Genomic DNA, 17,414 nt, shown 5'->3' on the forward strand with positions numbered 1-17,414 from the left:
AATAGGATGTGTTGTACACCGCAGTGGGACGGGCACAGACCGAGTCCACGCGATCCAAGGAGTTGTTTTCGTTGCGCCAGACCATCATCATCGGCTCCGGTCCTGCCGGCTACACCGCTGCGATCTATGCCGCCCGTGCCAACCTTCGGCCACTGCTCATTGCGAGCTCGGTCGAGGCCGGCGGCGAGCTCATGAAGACCACAGAGGTGGAGAACTTCCCGGGCTTCCCCGAGGGCATCATGGGACCGGATCTCATGGCCGCGTTCCAGGCGCAAGCGGAGCGATTCGGCACAGAGATCGTGCTCGACGACGTGACATCCCTCGACCTGAGCGGTGACGTGAAGACCGTGACGCTCGGCAACGGCGACGTGCACGAGGCGCTCTCGGTGATCTTCGCAACGGGTTCCGCCTACCGCAAGCTCGGCCTCGACGACGAAGAACGTCTCAGTGGCCACGGCGTCTCGTGGTGTGCAACGTGTGACGGGTTCTTCTTCCGCAAGAAGACCATCGCCGTCGTGGGCGGCGGGGACTCCGCGATGGAGGAAGCCAACTTCCTCACGAAGTTCGCCGACAAGGTCTACGTGATTCACCGCAGCGATTCGCTTCGGGCCTCCAAGACGATGCAGGACCGCTCGTTCGAGAACCCCAAGATCGAGTTCCTCTTGAACCAGACCGTCGAGCACATCTACGGCGACGGTGCGGTGACCGGTGTCGGCCTCCGCAACACTGTGGATGGCACGGAGACGACTCTCGACCTGAGCGGATTGTTCATCGCGATCGGCGCCGACCCGCGCACCCACCTCGTGCATGGAATGCTCGACTTCAACGCCGACGGCACGATCGCGGTCGAGGGTCGCAGCTCGCGCACCAATCTCCCCGGGGTGTTCGCCGCGGGGGACGTGCTGGACCCCACCTACCGACAGGCCGTCACGGCCGCCGGTTCCGGAACCGTCGCCGCCCTGGACGCCGAGCATTACTTGGCGTCCCTCCCAAAAGACCTGCTGGCGAAAGCGACCGCTGACGCCGAGCCCGCAACAGTATCGGCCTGACGGCCACCCTCCATCGAAAGAGAGAAATCAATGTCAACCGCCAAAGATGTGACCGACGCCAGCTTCCAGGCCGACGTTCTCGACTCCGACAAGCTCGTGCTCGTGGACTTCTGGGCCGAATGGTGCGGCCCGTGTCGCGCGGTCAGCCCGATTCTCGACCAGATCGCCGCCGAGCACTCCGACAAGATCGAGCTCGTCAAGGTGAACGTCGACGACAACATGGAGATCGCCGCGAAGTACCAGATCACCTCGATCCCGGCCATGAAGCTCTTCAAGGGTGGCGAGGTCGTCAAGAGCGTCATCGGCGCAAAGCCGAAGCCCGCGCTCGAGGCCGACTTTGCGGAGTGGCTCAAGTAGCACAGTGGCTCAAGTAGCAGTCCTCTGAGGTAACCACCTAGCTGGTTACCGGCCCGTTCACCGCAGGGTGGACGGGCCTTTTCATATCTCCGCACTATTGTTGGATCTTCACCCCACCGATCGACGCGGAACCACATGACTCACGACGGAACAAACGACGGCACGAACTTCGACCCCTGGTACGACCGCTACGCCGATCGAACCGCCGGCCTCAGCGCCTCAGAGGTGCGGGCGCTGTTCGCCGTGGCATCCCGTCCGGAGGTCGTCTCTCTCGCCGGGGGCATGCCCTTCGTTACCGGGCTGCCGCCCGAACTCGTCGCCGGCGCCTTCGAGCGGATGATGTCCAGCCAGGGCCTGCAGGCCCTGCAGTACGGCTCCGGGCAGGGCATCCCGGCCCTTCGGGAGCAGATCCTCGAGGTCATGGCTCTCGAGGGCATCCGGGCGAGCGTCGACGACGTCGTGGTCACGACCGGGTCCCAGCACGCGCTCGAACTCGTCACCAAGCTGTTCATCAATCCCGGCGATGTCGTGCTGGCGGAGGGTCCGAGTTACGTCACCGCCATGGTGGTCTTCAACTCGTTCCAGGCCGACATCCACCATGTTCCGATGGATGAGCACGGCCTCATTCCCGAAGCGCTCCGCCAGGCGATCAGCCGCCTGAAGGCCGCCGGCAAGACGATCAAGTTCCTCTATACGATCCCCTCGTTCAGCAACCCGGCGGGAGTCACTCTCACCTGGCAACGCCGACTCGAAATTCTGGAGATCTGCCGCGATAACGAGATCCTCGTGCTCGAAGACAACCCTTATGGGTTGTTGTATTTCGATTCCCCGCCTCCTCACGCCATGCGTTCCGTCGATGAGGATGGCGTCGTCTACCTCGGAACCTTCTCCAAGACGCTCGCGCCGGGCTTCCGGGTGGGCTGGGCCCTCGCCCCCCACGCCATCCGCGAGAAGCTCATCCTCGCCAACGAGGCCGCGGTGCTGTCACCGAGCTCGTTCAGTCAGCTCATGATCTCCGAATACCTCGACTCGGCCGACTGGAAGGGGCAGATCAACACCTTCCGCGGGATCTACCGCGAACGCCGGGATGCGATGCTCGCCGCCCTCGCGGAATACCTGCCCCAGCTGTCGTGGACGGTGCCCAACGGGGGGTTCTACGTGTGGGTGACACTTCCTGACCACATGGATTCGAAGGCGATGCTGCCGCGCGCGGTCAAGGAACTCGTCGCCTACACGCCCGGCACCGCCTTCTATGCCGACGGCAATGGCCGCAACAACATCCGCCTCTCGTTCTGCTATCCCACCCCCGAATTCATCCGGGAGGGCATCCGCCGCCTCTCTGTCGTGATCAACGGCGAACTCGACCTGCTCAACACCTTCGCGCAGACCTCACCGCTCGCGACGATCCCCGTGAAAAAGGGCATCGCAAGCCCACCCTCGAACATCGGATAGCTGATGGCCACCGTCACTCCCCGATCCGTCGTCGTTCTCGCCGGAGGAATCTCGCACGAACGGGATGTGTCTCTGCGCAGCGGTCGCCAGGTCGCCGACCGGCTGCAGGAGCACGGCATCCACGTGACCCTTCGCGATCCGGATGCCTCGCTCCTCGCGTTCCTCGCAGAGACGCGCCCGGATGTCGTCTGGCCCGCCCTGCATGGTGCAAGCGGCGAGGATGGCGCCCTGCGTGGGCTGCTGGACTTCATGGGCATCCCCTACGTCGGTTCCACCTCCGACTCAGCGCGTCTCGCCTGGGACAAGCCCACCGCGAAGGTGCTCGTGTCGCGAGCCGGAGTGCGGACGCCACGCTCGATCGCCCTCTCCCGAGATGCCTTCCGTGAGCTGGGTGCCGCCAGTGTGCTCGATAGCCTCTCGGATGGCCTTCCCGTTCCCCTCGTCGTGAAGCCGGCACAGGGCGGATCCGCGCAGGGAGTCACCCTCGTCGACAATCGGGACGACCTCCCGCGCGCGATGGTGGATGCCTACACCTACTGTGATGTCGCGATCGTCGAGCATCGAGTGGTCGGCACCGAGATCGCGATCAGCATCATCGACACCGGCGATGGTCCGGTGGCGCTTCCGGCTGTCGAGATCCAGCCACTCTCCGGCGTCTACAGCTTCGAAGCGAAGTACAACGCCGGGGAGACCCGCTTCTACACCCCCGCGAGATTGGCAGAGGGGATCTCGGAGGCCGCCGCGGCGACGGCCCTGCTTGCGCACCGCACACTGGGCCTCCGCCACATTTCCCGCATCGACCTGATCGTCGACGCCGCGGGCATCCCCTGGTTCCTCGAGGCGAACGTGCTGCCGGGCCTCACCGAGACATCCCTGCTTCCGCTCGCGCTCGAAGCGGCCGGCCACGACATCGGCTGGGTCTATTCGGCCCTCGCGGAGGCCGCCATCTCAGACGCCGGCCTTTAGCCTAAACACCTTCTGATCAGCTTTTTACCCGAAACCGGGCTCGTTGAGTTCGGCGAGAATACGGTTGAGATCGGCCACCGTCGCGAAGTCGATGACGATGGTGCCCTTGCTCGATCCGAGAGTCACTTTCACCCGCGTGTTGAGTCGATCGCCCAGGCGTTCCGCGATCTCGTCGAGGTGACCCTGGCGCCGACCCGCGCTCGGCTTGGTGCGGGTGGGCTTGGTGGTGAGCTGGCCTGCCGCGGCTTCGGCAGCCCGCACCGAGAGGTCCTCGTTGACGATCTTGTCCGCGAGGCGCTCCATCGTCGCCTCGTCCCCCGCGGAGAGGATGGCGCGGGCATGACCAGCGCTCAGCACGCCGGCGGCCACTCGATTCTGCACCGCCGTCGGCAGTCGAAGGAGGCGGATGGTGTTGGTGATCTGGGGACGTGAGCGACCGATCCGGGTCGCGAGCTCGTCTTGCGTGATTCCGAAGTCCGCCAAGAGCTGTTGGTAAGCCGAGGCCTCTTCCAGGGGATTGAGGTTCGCGCGGTGCAGGTTCTCCAGCAACGCGTCACGCAGCATCGCATCATCCGCGGTGTTCTTGACGACCGCCGGGATGCTGTCGAGCCCCAGCAGCTTGCTGGCCCTCAACCGCCGCTCGCCCATGACGAGCTCGTACTGCGGCTGACCGGGCGCGGCGTCCACGATGGGGCGGACCACGATGGGCTGCAGCACCCCGACCTCACGAATGGAGGCGACCAATTCGTCCAGGTCCTCCTGCACAAAGGTCGTCCGCGGCTGCGACGCGTTCGGAACGATGTCGTTCGGTGAGAGGTTTGCCAGGCGAGCGCCCGGAACGCTCACGAGTTCGTCCGCGGGCATGCTCGCGGCCTCGGCGGGGGAAGTGGGAAAGAAGACGTCGACGGGACGGGCGGGACTGCCCAGGTCGCTCGGGATGAGCGCGCCGATGCCTCGCCCCAGTCCGGTTCTCTTTGGTGCGGCCATTACTGGGGGGCTCCTCTTCGGGCGATTTCTGCGGCTGCCTCGAGATACGACAGGGAGCCGGGCGAATTGGCGTCATAACTGATCACGGTCTGACCATAGCTGGGTGCCTCGGAGATGCGCACCGACCGTGGGATGAGCGTCGCGAGCACCTGGTCCGGGAAATGATCGCGAACGTCCTGGGCAACCTGGTTCGCGAGGTTGGTGCGCGCATCGAACATGGTGAGGAGGATCGTCGAGACGGTGAGCACCGGATTGAGGTGCCGCTCGATCAGCTTGATGTTCGTCAGCAACTGGCTGAGCCCCTCGAGAGCGTAATACTCGCACTGGATGGGGATCAGCACCTCCTGTGCCGCCACGAAAGCGTTGATCGTGAGCAACCCGAGTGATGGCGGGCAATCGATGAAGACATAGTGGAACGGCTGGTCGCTCTCCTCCAGGAACTTCTCGACGGCGGTACGCAGGCGCTGTTCCCGCGCCACCATGGACACGAGTTCGATCTCCGCACCGGCGAGATGGATGGTGGCTGGCACACAGAAGAGCGTGTCGAAGTCGGGACTCTTCTGCACCACGTTGGCCACGGGCTCATCATTGATGATCACCTCGTAGACGCTCACGGTTTCCGAGCGGTGCTCGATGCCGAGGGCCGTGGAAGCATTTCCCTGTGGATCGAGATCGATGACGAGCACGCGTGCACCGCTCCGGGCGAGCGCAGCAGCGAGATTCACCGTCGTTGTCGTCTTACCGACCCCGCCCTTCTGGTTCGCCACCGTGAGCACGCGCGTCTTGGGCGGCAAGGGCAGAACCTCGGCTGCCAGCGCCTGACGGCGGCGGGTGATTTCGGAGAGCTCGCGCGCCAGCGGCGTGTCTCCTAGGGAAAAGGCCTTCGGTGCCGCCGCGATCGGAGACTGTTCGTCCTCGGGTGAAGCTGTCTCAGCGTCGGCACTCGCCACATCCTCGCGGGGGCCGGCCTCTTCGCGGGGCCCGGCCTCCTCGCGTGTACCGGCCTCTTCGCGTGCACCGGCCTCCTCCCGCGACTGAACCGCGTGCTCGGTATCCGAGGTATCCCCCAGCATCGCCGCGTAGATCTCAGCGGCGTAGTCGACCCGGATTCCCTCGTCATTCGGATGTTTCACGTGAAACCTTCTCGATCTGGTCGTTCGTCATGCTCGAAATCGTGATGGGAACCTCAGTGGGACGAGCGAGATTCGACCCCGGGAACCAGCAAGCGGAAGAGGTCTCCGCTCAGGCGCCCGCTGCCCCGAGCACATTCGAGGCCGCACGGCGTCACCGACCGCCCCGAACGGTCAATCAACTGTAGCCCGAAAGACGCGTGTGGCTTCGGCGCCCTCGCCCAACGTGAGCACCTCGACATCCGTCAATCTGGTGCGCCTGATGACTTTGGCCGCCGCGTCGACCTCGGCCTCAACGCTCGCACCCTTGAGGAAGAGCAGCTGTCCACCGGATCTCACAAGCGGGACGGTCAACGGGATCAGCTTCGACAGCGCACTGACCGCGCGCGCGGTGGCCTGATCCAACCAGGGGGAGAGCTTGGCCTCTTCCGCCCGGGCGCGAACGACCTCCACATTGTCGAGCTGCAGAGCCTCGGCCTCGCGACGAAGCCAGTCGACCCGCCGCTCCATGGGCTCGATCAGGATGAATTGCGCATCCGGTCGCGCAATGGCCAGCACAAGGCCGGGGAGCCCCGCGCCGCTCCCGATATCCCCCACACGCCCCGGCCTGATCAGCGGGGCGAGAACAGCGCTGTTCAGGATGTGCCGGGTCCACAGTCGAGGGATCTCCAGTGGGCCGATCAGACCGAGTTCCTCACCCCGGGCCGCGAGGTCCGCAGTGAACTGGCGTGCACGGTCTATGCGCGACCCGAACACGGCCTCCGCCGCAGCCGGTTCAGCCTCCAGCGCGACGGGTGAAGCTGGGGACTCTGGCCCCGTGTTCTCCGAAGCCGTGCTCTCCGAAACCGTGCTACCCGGCGCGGCCTCATCTCGAGGTGCATGATCCCCGGATGCTCCATCTCGGGTTCCATGAGCCCGTTCAGCGGCATCCCGCGCGGCATCAGCACCCGCATCACTCATCGGAGGCCCCGACGACCGAATGTTTCACGTGAAACTACGCGCGGGTGATGACGGTGTGGCGATCTGATCCTTCACCCTCAGACTGCGAAACGAAGCCGCGGGCAGCGACCAGGTCGTGCACGAGCTTGCGTTCGTAGGACGACATCGGCGGAAGCGCCGCGGACTGAGCGCCGCCTTCGATCCGGTCGGCGGCGCGCTCCACCAGCTGGGAGAGCTCGGCTTCGCGCGTCTGGCGCGATCCGCCCACATCGAGAATCAGCCGGGAGAAGACACCGGTCTTCGCCTGCACGGCGATCCTGGTGAGCTCCTGCAGCGCGTTGACGGTCTCGGGCTTCGAGAGGAGGCGCAGGTTGCTGTCCTGGCTGGAGTTCACCGAGAGATAGGCACGGCCATCGCGGGCATCGATGTCGATGTCGCCGTCGAGGTCGGTGATATCGAGCAGTTCCTCGATGTAGTCCGCGGCGATCTCACCCTCTTCCTCCAACTGGGTGACAGAACGGGCTGATTCTGGCGCGGCGGAGTCCGGAGTCGCACTCTCGGCCGAAGGGGTCTCTTCCTGAGTGACGTCGGCAGCGGTGGTCTCCGCGGAAGCTGACGTCTCGTCGGCGAGCTGGGGGATGGTCTCTGACATGGAGGAGGTCTCTTTCTGGAACGGCTGGGAGGGCAGGCGTGCGGCTACTTCTTGTTGCCGGTCTTCTTCGAACGGTTCTTGTTCACCGGCTGTACCCGTTGGGTATTGAGCTTGATGTCGTCTACGGCGAGCGGCTGGTCCTCGATGATCGAGAATCCACGGCGCTGCGCCTTCTTCGCCATGCGCGACTCGCGCTGGAGGGCGGCCTCGCTACCGGGTGTCGGCATGTTGCGGATGACCAAGAACTGCTGGCCCATCGTCCAGAAGTTCGAGACGAGCCAGTAGAACATGACTCCGAGCGGGAAGGTGTAGCCCGAGAAGGCGAAGACCAGGGGGAGCAGGTACAGCAGGATGCGCTGCTGCTTGAACATCGGGCTGGCCTTCATCTCGGCCGACTGGTTCTTCGACATGATCTGCAGCTGGGTGATGAACTGCGAACCCGTCATCAGCACGATCATGATGATGGCGATCACGATCACAGCGACGTTTCCGTTCGCGGTGCTGATCGCGAGGTGCAGGGGAGCGATGTCGAAGAGTGAGGACGAGCCGAACGACTTCGACAGCGTCTTGTTCAGCAGGCCGACTCCGACCACGCCGGTCTGGGCATTGTGGAGCACCGAGAACAGGCTGAAGAAGATCGGCATCTGCAGAAGCAGCGGAAGGCAGGAACTCAGCGGGTTGGTGCCCGTCTTCTTGTAGAGCTCCATGGTCTCGCGCGACATCGCCTCGCGGGAGAACTGATCCTTCTTGCCCTTGTACTTGTCCTGGATCTTCTTGAGCTGCGGTGCCACTTCGAGCATTCGTCGCTGGCTTTTGATCTGTCGCACGAAGATCGGGATGAGCGCGGCCCGAATCACGAGAACCAGGCCAACGATAGACAAAACCCAGGTCAGACCCGCATTTGGGTCGAGACCGAGGAAGGTCCAGAACTCATGGAAGCCCACGAGAATGAGTTCTACGACCCATTTGATGGGCCAGAGAATCGTGCCGATGATGTCCATGTGTTTAGGTCACCTTTCCGTGGCCATCGATACAACAAAACCAAAGCGGGTCACCGCGTATTTCTGTTCCACCCGCTGGGGCACGTCGTCTACGCCGCCGGCTGCCCAGGGGTGACATCGTGCAATCCGCCGAATCCCCAACCAACTACCGCGAACCACGCCGTACTGCTGGATGGCCTGAAGAGCATAGGAAGAGCACGAGGGGTAATACCGGCACACATCGCCATACAGGGGTGAGATCACAGCCCGGTAGACCCGCAGGATCAGCACGCTCAGATTGCGGGGGAGCAGGAGCACGAATGTCACGACGGAATTCACGCTCGTGTCACTCCTCCGCTCACGACCTGCGAGATCTCAGAACGCAGGATATCCCAGCCAGCCTGCGCTGAGCCTGGCAATGCACGAATCACGATCTCGGTGCCCGGTGCGAGTCGAGGGAGAGCGGTGAAGCTCAGTGCCTTGAGACGCCGTCTCACGAGGTTGCGGTTCACCGCAACTCCCACGTTCTTGGGCACGATGAAGCCGAAGCGGGGCGGTCGAGAGTCATTGCCCCGCATGATGTAGACCACAGCATGACGGGTCGCCACACGCCGACCTCGGCGCACGAGGCGCCGATAATCGTCAGCCCGGACGAGCCGGTTGGCTTTGGCCAACACGGGGGCTCGACTACGCGGAGAGTTCGGTGCGTCCCTTGCGACGACGCGCGCCCAGGATGGCGCGTCCGGCACGGGTGCGCATTCTGAGGCGGAATCCGTGCACCTTGGCGCGGCGCCGGTTGTTCGGCTGGAAGGTTCTCTTGCTCATGATTTAGATCTCTCGCGTGTTAGAACTCCGCACGGCCAGCTCGGTGGGAGCCAGGAAGCCGGGGGAGTGAAGTTTAGCCATCAGGCTGAAGTCAACTGATTAAAAATACGGTCTTAATGGGCTGCGGTCAAACTCTGGAGCGATCCCGCGCATTATCCACACTCCCATAAAGTCGGCGTGGCAGCGACATGCGACCGGAACTAAGGTGGTGGGACTGCACACCCGGTGGATAACCCTGTGCATAACTACGCCCGATTACAGCGAGGAAACAATGAGTGACATCACGGATTCGACCCAGGAGATCTGGAAATCCGTACTCACCACCCTGCGCTCCGACGACAGGATCACGCCCCAGCTCCAGGGCTTCCTCAGCCTGGTCGAGCCCAAGGGTGTGATGGCGGCGACGCTCTATCTCGAAGTACCCAACGATCTGACCCGGGGAATGCTCGAGCAGCGCATCCGCCTTCCGCTCCTCGACGCGCTCAATGGGCTGGATGGCGAAGAGTCGGTCAGTAACTTCGCGATCGTCGTCAACCCAGAGATCGCCCACGATGCCCTCAGCCATCCCTCCCCTGATGCGCTCGAACAGCAGCAGCAGCCCTACATCGAACAGCCCCTGGCGCCGACGCCCCCCACCGAGGGGATCTCCTCCGGCACGCGCCGGGCTGATTCACGGCTCAATCCGAAGTACAACTTCGACAATTTCGTCATCGGAGGCTCCAATCGATTCGCCCACGCTGCTGCAGTCGCGGTGGCAGAGGCGCCGGCGAAGGCATACAACCCGCTCTTCATCTACGGCGACTCCGGCCTGGGCAAGACCCACCTCCTCCATGCGATCGGCCACTATGCAGAGAGCCTGTATCCCGGTATCCGTGTGCGCTATGTGAGTTCGGAGGAGTTCACCAACGACTTCATCAACTCGATCGCCAACAACCGGGCCTCCGTGTTCCAGTCGCGCTACCGCGAGATCGACATCCTGCTCATCGATGACATCCAGTTCCTGCAGCGGGCAGTGGAGACACAGGAAGCCTTCTTCCACACCTTCAACACTCTCCACGACCACAACAAGCAGGTTGTCATCACCAGCGACCTGCCTCCGAAGGCGCTCACCGGATTCGAGGACCGCATGCGGTCCCGATTCGAATGGGGACTGATCACGGATGTGCAGGCACCCGACCTCGAGACGCGCATCGCCATTCTCCGCAAGAAGGCACAGAGCGAGAAGCTACAGGTGAGCGCGGAGATCCTCGAGTACATGGCCACGAAGGTCTCGTCCAACATCCGTGAGCTCGAGGGAACCCTCATCAGGGTCACCGCGTTCGCCAGCCTCAACCGCACGCCGGTCGACCTCGCGCTCGTTCAGACCGTGTTGAAAGACCTGATCACCCTCGACGACGACAACGTCATCGCGCCGGTCGACATCATCAACCACACGGCGGAGTACTTCAAACTCACGGTCGACGATCTCTATGGATCGTCCCGGTCCCAGGCAGTGGCGACCGCTCGACAGATCGCGATGTACCTCTGCCGGGAGATGACCAATCTGTCTCTCCCCAAGATCGGCCAACTCTTCGGCAACCGCGACCACACCACCGTGATGTATGCCAATAAGAAGATCACCGAACTCATGAAAGAGCGTCGCTCGATCTACAACCAGGTCACCGAGCTCACCAGTCGCATCAAGCAGAACCACCGCTATAACTCGATCTAGGCGGCAGGGTAGACGTTCCAGTCTCTCAGTGTGGATAACCTGTGGATAACTGTGGAAAACGCCGATAAACGCTGTGCAATCAAAACCCGCCCTGTGGAAAGTCCCTCGACCGGCCGCTCGGCAAGATCGTCGATTTGCGGTCGAATGCCACACATTCCCCACAACTCACACCGGTGTAGTTCCCCGCTCCCGACAGCCATCCACGGAGTTATTCACAGATCGCACAGCGGTTAAGAGTGTTAATCCTTAATGACAATTATTTTGGAGAAGATAACCCTTGGGTCGGACGCAAGAAACCGGCTGTGCCAGTATTAACCTCCCGGATCACCGCTCGCTCCGAGAGCGCCAATTCGATAGCAGGTTCGATAGCAAGGGGTGCCCATGAAGTTCCAGGTCAATCGCGACGTCTTCAGTGAAGCCGTCTCCTTTGCGGTGAAACTCCTGCCCCAGCGAACAACTCTGCCGATCCTCAGCGGCGTTCTCATCGAGACCACAGAGACCGGCCTCACTCTCTCATCGTTCGACTACGAGGTGTCGGCCCAGACCGAGATCGCCGCAGAGGTCGAGGAACAGGGCAAGATTCTGGTCTCCGGCCGTCTTCTCGCCGACATCGCCAGCCGCCTTCCCAATGCTCCAGTGCAGTTCTCCACCGAGGAAGGTCGCATCTCGGTCACCTGCGGGCCGGCGAAATTCACCCTTCTCAGCATGCCGGTGGAGGAATACCCCACACTGCCGCAGGTATCCGCACAATCTGGGCTCTTGCCGGCAGACGCCTTCGCCACCGCCGTCGCCCAGGTCGCGGTCGCGGCATCCCGCGACGATGTGACTCCCGTGATCACCGGGGTGCAGCTGGAGGTATCGGAGAACAGCCTCACCATGGTGGCGACCGACCGGTACCGCGTCGCCGTACGCGCCATCGACTGGGACTCCGGCGACACCGGCTCGACTGAAACGCTCACGGCGCTCGTGCCGGCGCGCACCCTTCAGGAGATCGGCAAGACCTTCGGCCACAGCGGCACGATCTCTGTCGCGATCACAAACACCGACGATCGCGAACTCATCGCATTCCGGGCTGACCGCAAGACCGTGACGTCCCTGCTGATCAAGGGCAATTTTCCGCCGGTAAAGCGGCTGTTCCCCGAGACTGTGGACAACTACGCGGTGATCAACACGGCCGAACTCATCGAGGCCGTGCGACGCGTCTCCCTCGTGCTCGAACGAGAGGCCGCGCTTCGCTTCACCTTCACGCTCGACGGAGTGACCCTGGAGGCCATCGGATCGGAACAGGCTCAGGCCTCCGAGTCCATCGATGCGCACCTGAGTGGTGGTGACACCGTCGTCTCCCTCAAGCCGGCGTTCCTGCTCGACGGTCTGGGAGCTGTTCACTCGGAATTCGTGCGGATCTCGTTCACCAAGACCGACAATCCCAACAAGCCCGGTCCGGTGCTGATCACGAGCCAGTCGTCCAAGGACCAGCCCGGAGCGGATAATTACAAGTACCTCCTGCAGCCCAACCTGTTGCTCAGGTAACTTCACCCCGCGACATCCCAGAAGGAAGTTCTGACATGCACATCGGCCTCGTCGGTCTCGGCAAAATGGGTAACAACATGCGCGAACGGCTGCGCGCACACGACATCGAGGTCACCGGCTACGACCGCAACCCCGACGTGACGGATGTCGCGAGTCTCGCCGATCTGGTGAAAGCTCTTCCCTCGCCCCGCATCGTCTGGGTGATGGTCCCGGCTGGAGCCATCACCGACTCGGTGGTCACCGACCTGGCTGGAGTGCTCGAATCCGGCGACATCATCATCGATGGTGGCAATTCACGGTTCACCGAAGACATCAAGCACGCCGAGCAGGTGTCGGCACAGGGCATCGAATACGTGGATGCCGGTGTCTCCGGCGGCGTGTGGGGACTGGCGAATGGCTACGGCCTGATGGTCGGCGGTCACAAGAAGAACATCGACCTGTTGATGCCGATCTTCGACGCCCTGCGCCCGGAAGGCCCACGCGAAGAGGGATTCGTCCACGTGGGCGAGATCGGGGCCGGACACTACGCGAAGATGGTGCACAACGGCATCGAATACGCGCTGATGCAGGCCTATGCCGAGGGCTATGAGCTGCTCGACAAGCGAGATGACATCATCAAGGACGTCACCGGCACGTTCAAGGCGTGGCAGCGCGGAACAGTGGTGCGCTCCTGGCTTCTGGAACTGCTCGTGCGCGCCCTGGAGGAAGACCCAGAGTTCACGAATATCGAAGGCTATGTCGAAGATTCCGGAGAGGGTCGCTGGACCATCGAGGAAGCACTCGCCAATGCCGTTCCGGTTCCCACGATCAGTGCGTCGATCTTCGCCCGGTTCGTGTCACGCCAGCCGGAGGGTTCTCCGGCGATGAAGGCCGTTGCCGCGCTGCGCAACCAGTTCGGTGGGCATTCGGTCAAAGCCGTCGACTGATGCTGTGATCGTCACCCACCTCAGCCTCACCGATTTTCGCAATTACATTTCTGCGGAGGTAGCCCTCGCCGCCGGAGCGAACCTGTTCGTCGGCAGCAACGGGCAGGGGAAGACCAACCTGGTCGAGTCCCTCGCGTATCTCAGCACTCTCGGCTCCCATCGGGTCTCGATGGATCACGCCATGATTCGGCAGGGGACCGACTCCGCGATCATCCGCGCCCGGCTCGAAAACGGTGAGCGCCAGATCCTCGCGGAGGTGCAACTCAACAGGTCGGCGCCCAACCGCGCGCAGATCAACCGTTCGGTGATCAAGACGCGGGAGTTGCCCCGCTATTTCTCCAGCGTGTTGTTCGCCCCGGAGGACCTGGCGCTGATCCGGGGGGATCCGGGTGGGCGGCGGAGATTCCTCGATGAACTGCTCGTGCTGCGGTCGCCCAGGATCTCGGCTGTGATTGCCGACTACGACCGCGTGGTGCGACAGCGCAACACCCTCCTCAAGTCGGCCAGGGCATCGGGAGTGCGTGGCGACAAGCTTTCCACTCTCGATATCTGGGATGAGCGCCTGGTCGCACTCGGATCGCAGCTGATCGAGGCTCGAACGACTCTCGTCGCGGAGTTGTCGCCCGAGGTCGCGTACGCTTACACGTCAGTGGCCGGCGAGGACCACCACGCCGGGTTGGCCAATCAGCTCAGCATCTTCGCGGTCGGCTCGGCCCCCCAGGGCGTGGGAGAAGAGGATGTCGAACCGGGCGGATTGAGTCGTGGCATCGTCACGGCGGCCGATGCCGCTTTCGCGTTCCGCAACACACTCACGCACCGGCGCCGCAGCGAACTGGAGAGGGGGATCACCCTGGTCGGCCCGCACCGCGACGACCTGGTGCTCGAACTCAACTCGCTTCCCGCCCGCGGGTATGCCAGCCATGGGGAATCCTGGTCTTTCGCTCTCGCCTTGAAGCTGGCGTCCGCCATTCTGCTCAGGCGCGAGTCGTCGACGGGCGATCCCGTTCTCATGCTCGACGATGTCTTCGCCGAGCTGGATGCCTCCCGTCGCGCCCGCCTGGCGGCCGCCGTGCGCGATTTCGAGCAGGTGCTGATCACAGCCGCGGTGTTCGAGGACGTTCCGGAAGAGCTCACCGGCAACACCGTGCATATTTCGCGAGGCACCATTGTCGGGGCAGATGCGCCGTGAAAGACATGGCGGATGCTCCCGAGGAATCCGAACCGGTGTCGGTATACCTGCGGTTTCGTCGTGTGTTCGGTGACGGCTCGAGCAGATCGGCCGATGCGCGCAAGAGGGCGAAGAAGGAGCCCGGGTCGACGATTCCGTTCGGAGGGGGGCGGGATCCGGAGGGGATCGGAGCCGTGATGGACTCGTTGACGTCGAAACTGGGGTGGAGTTCGCCGCTGGCGCGATCGGAATTGTTGGCATCCTGGCTGGAGATCGCCGGAGCCGACACCGCAGAGCACTCGGCCCCGGTCTCGATCGAGGATGGCGTGCTCACGGTGAAATGCGACTCGACGGCCTGGGCGACCCAGCTTCGACTCATGCGGGTGCAGATCATGAGTCGCATCGTGGCGAGGTATCCGGACGCGGGCATCGACTCGGTGCGTTTCGAAGGGCCGGGGGCCCCCTCGTGGAAACGCGGCCCCAGATCAATCCCAGGGCGTGGTCCGCGCGATACTTACGGCTGACAGGGCAAAACAGGTCGCCCCGGCACATCTAAGTCCCCAGATCGCCGATTCGCGCCTATGCGCCCCGAGGGTTTGGTAGAATTACACAGTCGTCATGGCAGCTCCCTTCTGGGAACCCGAGCCGCGAACGAACAATCGATCTACCTGGCAGGAGCCTAATTTCACATGGCAGCGAACCGCTCGAATTCCGAATCTGAAGACAGCTACGGAGCAGATCAGATCCAGGTGCTCGAGGGACTCGAGGCGGTGCGCAAACGTCCCGGCATGTACATCGGCTCCACCGGACCCCGCGGTCTGCACCACCTCGTATACGAGGTTGTCGACAACTCCGTCGATGAGGCACTCGCCGGGTACTGCGACACCATCCTCATCACCATGTTGAAGAACGGTGGTATCCGGGTCGTCGACAACGGCCGCGGCATCCCGGTCGATCTCAACAAGCAGGAGAACAAGTCGACTGTCGAGGTCGTCATGACGATCCTCCACGCGGGCGGAAAGTTCGGCGGCGGCGGATACACGGTCTCGGGCGGTCTGCACGGTGTCGGAATCTCTGTGGTCAACGCGCTGTCCCGCGAGGTGGACACCGAAGTGCGTCGCCAGGGACATGTCTGGCGCATGAGTTTTGAGAACGGCGTGCCCACCGGTCCCCTGACCAAGGGTGAGACGACGGAGGAAACCGGCACGACCCAGACCTTCTGGCCGAGCCCGGAGACCTTCGAGACCGTGGTCTTCGACTACGAGACGCTGCGCGCGCGCTTCCAGCAGATGGCGTTTCTCAACAAGGGACTGGCGATCACTCTCACCGACGAGCGGGAGCTGGAGTCCGACGAGACGGTCAGTGTCACCTACATGTACGAGAAAGGCCTCGTCGACTACGTGGAGTACCTCAACTCCGCGAAGAAGGTCGAGGTCGTGCATCCGGATGTCATCTCCTTCGAGCTGGAGGACAAGGAACTCAAGATCTCCCTCGAGGTCGCAATGCAGTGGACCACCTCCTACCAGGAGAGCGTGCACACCTACGCGAACACCATCAACACACACGAGGGCGGGACCCACGAAGAGGGATTCCGTGCCGCGCTCACGACCCTGGTCAACAAGTACGCCCGCGAGAAGGGGATCATCAAGGAGAAGGATGAGAACCTCACCGGTGACGACGTGCGCGAGGGTCTCACCGCAGTCATCTCGGTGAAGCTCGCCGAACCGCAGTTCGAGGGACAGACGAAGACCAAGCTCGGAAACACCATCGCGAAGTCCTTCGTGCAGAGGGTCGCCGGTGACCAGCTCGGCGACTGGTTCGACCGCAACCCCACTCAGGCCCGAGACGTGATCCGCAAGGCGATCCAGGCATCCGCTGCCCGACTCGCGGCCCGCAAGGCGCGCGAGCAGACCCGGCGCAAGGGACTGCTCGAATCCGGCGGGATGCCCGGAAAGCTGAGGGACTGCTCGAGTAACGACCCCTCGCTCAGCGAGATCTTCATGGTGGAGGGCGACTCGGCCGGCGGTTCCGCCGTTCAGGGGCGCAACCCGGAGTTTCAGGCGATCCTGCCGTTGCGCGGCAAGATCCTCAACGTGGAGAAGGCGCGTCTCGACCGCGCTCTCGCCAACAACGAGGTGCAGGCCATGATCACCGCCTTCGGTGCGGGGGTCGGCGAGGACTTCAACCCGGAGAAGGCCCGGTATCACAAGATCGTGCTGATGGCCGATGCCGACGTGGACGGCCAGCACATCACGACCCTGCTGCTCACCCTGCTGTTCCGCTACATGCGCCCGCTGATCGACCTGGGCTACGTGTATCTGGCCCAGCCCCCGCTCTACCGCCTCAAGTGGACGAACTCGCCACACGAATACGTCTACAGCGACCGCGAGAAGGATGCGCTCCTCGCCGCCGGATCCGCTGCCGGAAAGCGGATGCCGAAGGACAGCGGAGTGCAGCGCTACAAGGGTCTCGGCGAGATGGACTACAAGGAACTGTGGGAGACCACCATGGATCCGGTGACCCGCACCCTGCTTCAGGTGACCCTGGATGACGCGGCCGCCGCCGACGAGATCTTCTCCACCCTCATGGGCGAAGACGTGGAGTCGCGACGCAGTTTCATCCAGAAGAACGCCAAAGACGTGCGTTTCCTCGATATCTGATCGCCCGCGAAGCAGCGATCAGATTGAGTGGGCCGCCCGCGGCCGTGCCGAAATCTCCACCGACTGCAGACAGAACCCCGGT

The 17,414-nt window shown here is 63.2% G+C and carries 18 protein-coding genes; 10 read left to right on the top strand and 8 right to left on the bottom strand.

From position 1 onward, the window contains the following. Window positions 1-71 precede the first annotated feature (71 nt). The 4 genes from trxB to ABIB54_RS00185 all read left to right on the top strand — a co-directional run bounded on the left by trxB (window position 72) and on the right by ABIB54_RS00185 (window position 3,824). Complete coding sequence (gene trxB, locus ABIB54_RS00170; protein ID WP_354574219.1) at window positions 72-1,049, top strand: thioredoxin-disulfide reductase; 978 nt, start codon at window positions 72-74, stop codon at window positions 1,047-1,049. 30 nt (window positions 1,050-1,079) lie between these two features. Continuing rightward, a complete protein-coding gene (gene trxA, locus ABIB54_RS00175) occupies window positions 1,080-1,406 on the top strand; it encodes a thioredoxin (protein ID WP_354573514.1) in 327 nt (108 codons plus the stop codon). A gap of 135 nt (window positions 1,407-1,541) precedes the next feature. Continuing rightward, on the top strand, window positions 1,542-2,858 hold the full coding sequence (locus ABIB54_RS00180; protein WP_354573515.1) for an aminotransferase-like domain-containing protein: 1,317 nt from the start codon (window positions 1,542-1,544) through the stop codon (window positions 2,856-2,858). A gap of 3 nt (window positions 2,859-2,861) precedes the next feature. Next, window positions 2,862-3,824: a D-alanine--D-alanine ligase family protein gene (locus tag ABIB54_RS00185; protein WP_354573516.1), complete on the top strand. Its 963-nt coding sequence runs from the start codon at window positions 2,862-2,864 to the stop codon at window positions 3,822-3,824. Between the two features lie 24 nt (window positions 3,825-3,848). Here ABIB54_RS00185 and ABIB54_RS00190 read toward each other — a convergent pair whose 3' ends face one another. The 8 genes from ABIB54_RS00190 to rpmH form a co-directional block, all read right to left on the bottom strand. After that, window positions 3,849-4,811 carry a ParB/RepB/Spo0J family partition protein gene (locus ABIB54_RS00190; RefSeq protein WP_354573517.1) on the bottom strand — a complete coding sequence of 321 codons (963 nt, stop codon included), beginning with the start codon at window positions 4,809-4,811 and terminating at the stop codon, window positions 3,849-3,851. Then, on the bottom strand, window positions 4,811-5,884 hold the full coding sequence (locus ABIB54_RS00195) for a ParA family protein (protein WP_502917054.1): 1,074 nt from the start codon (window positions 5,882-5,884) through the stop codon (window positions 4,811-4,813). The genes ABIB54_RS00190 and ABIB54_RS00195 overlap by 1 nt, the downstream gene beginning before the upstream one ends. Before the next feature lie 231 nt (window positions 5,885-6,115). Beyond that, window positions 6,116-6,727, bottom strand: coding sequence for a 16S rRNA (guanine(527)-N(7))-methyltransferase RsmG (rsmG, locus tag ABIB54_RS00200; RefSeq protein ID WP_354574221.1), 612 nt, complete (start codon window positions 6,725-6,727; stop codon window positions 6,116-6,118). Between the two features lie 208 nt (window positions 6,728-6,935). Then, a complete protein-coding gene (locus tag ABIB54_RS00205) occupies window positions 6,936-7,532 on the bottom strand; it encodes a Jag family protein (protein ID WP_354573518.1) in 597 nt (198 codons plus the stop codon). Window positions 7,533-7,576: 44 nt separating this feature from the next. Continuing rightward, complete coding sequence (yidC, locus tag ABIB54_RS00210) at window positions 7,577-8,533, bottom strand: membrane protein insertase YidC (RefSeq protein ID WP_354573519.1); 957 nt, start codon at window positions 8,531-8,533, stop codon at window positions 7,577-7,579. Between the two features lie 9 nt (window positions 8,534-8,542). Beyond that, window positions 8,543-8,851 carry a membrane protein insertion efficiency factor YidD gene (gene yidD, locus ABIB54_RS00215; protein ID WP_354573520.1) on the bottom strand — a complete coding sequence of 103 codons (309 nt, stop codon included), beginning with the start codon at window positions 8,849-8,851 and terminating at the stop codon, window positions 8,543-8,545. After that, window positions 8,848-9,189 (bottom strand): ribonuclease P protein component, encoded by a 342-nt coding sequence (gene rnpA / locus ABIB54_RS00220; protein ID WP_354573521.1) that lies wholly within the window; start codon window positions 9,187-9,189, stop codon window positions 8,848-8,850. The genes yidD and rnpA overlap by 4 nt, the downstream gene beginning before the upstream one ends. Before the next feature lie 10 nt (window positions 9,190-9,199). Beyond that, on the bottom strand, window positions 9,200-9,337 hold the full coding sequence (gene rpmH, locus ABIB54_RS00225; RefSeq protein ID WP_010204566.1) for a 50S ribosomal protein L34: 138 nt from the start codon (window positions 9,335-9,337) through the stop codon (window positions 9,200-9,202). A gap of 271 nt (window positions 9,338-9,608) precedes the next feature. Here rpmH and dnaA point away from each other — a divergent pair, with 271 nt between their 5' ends. The 6 genes from dnaA (at window position 9,609) to gyrB (ending at window position 17,332) form a co-directional block, all read left to right on the top strand. Next, window positions 9,609-11,048, top strand: a complete 1,440-nt coding sequence (dnaA, locus tag ABIB54_RS00230; RefSeq protein ID WP_354573522.1) for a chromosomal replication initiator protein DnaA — start codon at window positions 9,609-9,611, stop codon at window positions 11,046-11,048. A 381-nt stretch (window positions 11,049-11,429) separates the two neighbouring features. After that, complete coding sequence (dnaN, locus tag ABIB54_RS00235) at window positions 11,430-12,578, top strand: DNA polymerase III subunit beta (protein ID WP_354573523.1); 1,149 nt, start codon at window positions 11,430-11,432, stop codon at window positions 12,576-12,578. 35 nt (window positions 12,579-12,613) lie between these two features. Further along, window positions 12,614-13,504: a phosphogluconate dehydrogenase (NAD(+)-dependent, decarboxylating) gene (gene gnd, locus ABIB54_RS00240; protein WP_354573524.1), complete on the top strand. Its 891-nt coding sequence runs from the start codon at window positions 12,614-12,616 to the stop codon at window positions 13,502-13,504. Window positions 13,505-13,508: 4 nt separating this feature from the next. After that, window positions 13,509-14,693, top strand: coding sequence for a DNA replication/repair protein RecF (gene recF, locus ABIB54_RS00245; RefSeq protein WP_354573525.1), 1,185 nt, complete (start codon window positions 13,509-13,511; stop codon window positions 14,691-14,693). Between the two features lie 5 nt (window positions 14,694-14,698). Continuing rightward, the gene (locus tag ABIB54_RS00250; RefSeq protein ID WP_354574222.1) at window positions 14,699-15,196 is read left to right on the top strand and encodes a DciA family protein; all 498 of its coding nucleotides are present in this window, start codon (window positions 14,699-14,701) and stop codon (window positions 15,194-15,196) included. Between the two features lie 165 nt (window positions 15,197-15,361). Next, window positions 15,362-17,332 (top strand): DNA topoisomerase (ATP-hydrolyzing) subunit B, encoded by a 1,971-nt coding sequence (gene gyrB, locus ABIB54_RS00255; protein WP_354573526.1) that lies wholly within the window; start codon window positions 15,362-15,364, stop codon window positions 17,330-17,332. Window positions 17,333-17,414: the final 82 nt, after the last annotated feature.

It is taken from the genome of Frigoribacterium sp. UYMn621, from assembly GCF_040549525.1.
Classification (GTDB): Bacteria; Actinomycetota; Actinomycetes; order Actinomycetales; family Microbacteriaceae; genus Lacisediminihabitans.

Excerpts from the sequence above, each read along its gene's own strand:
- trxA (WP_354573514.1), top strand. The coding sequence starts at position 1,080 with ATGTCAACCGCCAAAGATGTGACCGACGCCAGCTTCCAGGCCGACGTT.
- ABIB54_RS00180 (WP_354573515.1), top strand. The coding sequence starts at position 1,542 with ATGACTCACGACGGAACAAACGACGGCACGAACTTCGACCCCTGGTAC.
- ABIB54_RS00185 (WP_354573516.1), top strand. The coding sequence starts at position 2,862 with ATGGCCACCGTCACTCCCCGATCCGTCGTCGTTCTCGCCGGAGGAATC.
- ABIB54_RS00190 (WP_354573517.1), bottom strand. The coding sequence starts at position 4,811 with ATGGCCGCACCAAAGAGAACCGGACTGGGGCGAGGCATCGGCGCGCTC.
- ABIB54_RS00195 (WP_502917054.1), bottom strand. The coding sequence starts at position 5,884 with ATGCTGGGGGATACCTCGGATACCGAGCACGCGGTTCAGTCGCGGGAG.
- ABIB54_RS00205 (WP_354573518.1), bottom strand. The coding sequence starts at position 7,532 with ATGTCAGAGACCATCCCCCAGCTCGCCGACGAGACGTCAGCTTCCGCG.
- yidC (WP_354573519.1), bottom strand. The coding sequence starts at position 8,533 with ATGGACATCATCGGCACGATTCTCTGGCCCATCAAATGGGTCGTAGAA.
- rpmH (WP_010204566.1), bottom strand. The coding sequence starts at position 9,337 with ATGAGCAAGAGAACCTTCCAGCCGAACAACCGGCGCCGCGCCAAGGTG.
- dnaA (WP_354573522.1), top strand. The coding sequence starts at position 9,609 with ATGAGTGACATCACGGATTCGACCCAGGAGATCTGGAAATCCGTACTC.
- dnaN (WP_354573523.1), top strand. The coding sequence starts at position 11,430 with ATGAAGTTCCAGGTCAATCGCGACGTCTTCAGTGAAGCCGTCTCCTTT.
- gnd (WP_354573524.1), top strand. The coding sequence starts at position 12,614 with ATGCACATCGGCCTCGTCGGTCTCGGCAAAATGGGTAACAACATGCGC.
- ABIB54_RS00250 (WP_354574222.1), top strand. The coding sequence starts at position 14,699 with ATGGCGGATGCTCCCGAGGAATCCGAACCGGTGTCGGTATACCTGCGG.
- gyrB (WP_354573526.1), top strand. The coding sequence starts at position 15,362 with ATGGCAGCGAACCGCTCGAATTCCGAATCTGAAGACAGCTACGGAGCA.